3 protein-coding genes and 1 pseudogene are annotated in these 2,318 nt (G+C 39.7%); all 4 read right to left on the bottom strand.

Annotated elements, in window-relative coordinates:
- Nucleotides 1-199: pseudogene (locus tag QZZ35_RS11245) on the bottom strand (peptidase C39); the annotation flags it as partial.
- A 20-nt stretch (nucleotides 200-219) separates the two neighbouring features.
- The gene (locus QZZ35_RS11240; protein WP_291237484.1) at nucleotides 220-993 is read right to left on the bottom strand and encodes a class II glutamine amidotransferase; all 774 of its coding nucleotides are present in this window, start codon (nucleotides 991-993) and stop codon (nucleotides 220-222) included.
- Nucleotides 994-1,017: 24 nt separating this feature from the next.
- Nucleotides 1,018-1,914: a hypothetical protein gene (locus QZZ35_RS11235; RefSeq protein WP_291237486.1), complete on the bottom strand. Its 897-nt coding sequence runs from the start codon at nucleotides 1,912-1,914 to the stop codon at nucleotides 1,018-1,020.
- A 321-nt stretch (nucleotides 1,915-2,235) separates the two neighbouring features.
- Nucleotides 2,236-2,318: PLP-dependent transferase (locus tag QZZ35_RS11670; protein WP_291237485.1), on the bottom strand; the 83-nt coding region annotated here is incomplete at its 5' end.

The following is a 2,318-nucleotide window of genomic DNA, read 5'->3' as shown; positions in this document are numbered from 1 at the left end:
TTAAAATCATAGCTGCACTGGACGTACCGCTTTTTCCCATAATTCCTTCCCCATTATAACTGTCGAGACAGTAGAGCATCACGTTGCGAATGACCACCGGTGAAATTTCTTCCCTTTCAAAAAGAAAGCTGATGGCGTTCAACATGGTTGTCGGACCGCAATCGTATTCAGATAATTGATAATGAAGCGGATTTTTCATTAACATCTCCCTCCAATACATCACAAATTTGAAAAAATACTATATAAGAATTTCATGTTTTCTTCACTGTCTTTATATTCATTTCCATGATTTGTACCGCAGAAAATTCTCCGTCCCTCCCGGTAGGCCAGAAGCGTTGTAAATGTAACCGGCTGCCATTCCTGCTGATCTAAAGGCACTGTGGCAAAAAATATCCGATTACCCTTATCAAGTTCATAAAGCGATCCTGCATAATTGGTATGTACATAAAACAGTTCACCATCATAGATCATCAAATTAAGCTTGTTCCCCTTGGACATTTCCACAATGATGGCATCCAGCAGATGAAATCTCTCCTGTGCGTCCATCGGTCTCTCTAATCGCCGCTCTTCCTGATTCATACGATCCACAATATAAAGCAAAATTCTTTCACTGTCCGTATCTCCATTTTGAATATTCACATAAGGATTTAAAGGCCTGTAATCAAAAATTGTCCCATTGTGAACCAGAGACCACTGTCGCCCGTTCAAAGTCTTTGCCGTATAAGGATGACAATTTTTGTATTCTACATTTCCAATGGTTGCATAACGAATATGTGCAAAAGCATTTTTTACAAAAACCGGTACGGAAAGCCTTTCCTTCAGATAATTGCTCTTGCTTGCCTGAACAGGTTCCTTCTCAATCTGAACTGCATTTTCTTCCATACATGCTATCCCCCATCCATGAGGATGAGCACTGCTGTGGCTGAAAAAAATTTTCAAATAGTCCCCGATATTATAATTTTCTTCCGAACTGATTCCAAATAATTCACACATATGTTGTCTCCCTTCTCCGTCGTTTTATTTCATGTCGGTAAGTACCCTGGCATGCTGTTCTGCCAGTTCAATTTCCCTTTTTACATAGTCTTTCTCAAACATAGACTTAATCTGCACCGCATATCGATTATTCGGGCAGAAAATCTTCTGCTCCTGAAAATAAATAATCTCCATCAATTCCTGTTTTCCAATACGCTGGAAGAATCGTTTCATGGAAGCCAATACATGCAGAGCAGCCTGTTTGACAGGCATGGCAGAATTCCATCCCGTCTCGATCCATATACCATCCTCCGCATAGTTTTTTAAACGTTCTAATGTATTTTCCCCTTTTGGTTTAAGCCGGACCGGATAATAAAGCTCCGCCGCTTCCTTTAACTGCCCCTGGGCCACATAGCTTTCAATGCTTTTCACATAACTTTGCAGGTTTTCATAATCCAACAGAGGATCAAAATCATTCCAGTATCCGATTTTACTGCATCGGGGTGATGCCAGATTTTTCAGGACGACCTTTCCCAAATCTTCATCATGAAAAAAGGAACCGTCCATAACAGGGCTTGCCGCTGTAAGATATACGATCAGCCAGCTGCACTTCGTAACTTTTTTTGCCAGTTCCAGATAAATTTGATTTTTATATTCCTGAAGTGAGACAAAAGTACTGTTCCTGTATCCCTCTTCCAGAATTTTTTCTGAGAAAGAAAAATTAAAGTGAATCCCTGAAAAAAGCATCTTCCTTTTTCCATATTTCCCAGCCAGATATTCCCTGTACAGTTCCTTGCCCCTCAGAACGCCCTCATAGCTTGCAATGGGTATGTCCTTTTCCCCCAGCACATAAGGAGGATTTGAAAAAGGCCACATCAATTCCTTCCCTGTTTTCAGGTGGAGCAGTGTTGTAACTGCCATTTTCTGAAGCTCTTCAAGTATCCCTCTCCATATTAGGATTGTCCATAAACGGATGCTTCGTATGTGCTAAATATCCTTCCGGAGTCACTCTCAGACTTTCTTTTTCAAGGCCAAATATTCCTTTCAATGTCTCCCGTCAAGATTTTTTATTATCTCCATGAAAAAAGAAAGAGGATCCTCAAAAGCTGAGGATTCCCCTTTATCATTGTATGCATGGTTATAACTTTAATTCCTTTTTGAATCTGGAGTACATCGTATATGTTCAATAAATTCCCTGATTTTATTCAAATCTTCTTCTTTTACTTTTGTAATTTCCATAACTGCTCCCTGCAGGACATCCAACTATTGTACTGCCTTAAATGCCTCTTCAAGATCCTGAATAATATCATCAATATTTTCTGTTCCAATAGACAGACGAATGGTAT

The organism is Frisingicoccus sp., assembly GCA_016298055.1.
Classification (GTDB): Bacteria; Bacillota; Clostridia; order Lachnospirales; family Lachnospiraceae; genus Frisingicoccus.
Note: the sequence above shows the minus strand (reverse complement) of the source record. Positions and strands in the feature narration are given on the sequence as shown.

Coding starts and splice junctions, on each gene's coding strand:
- QZZ35_RS11240 (WP_291237484.1), bottom strand. CDS start 993: ATGTGTGAATTATTTGGAATCAGTTCGGAAGAAAATTATAATATCGGG.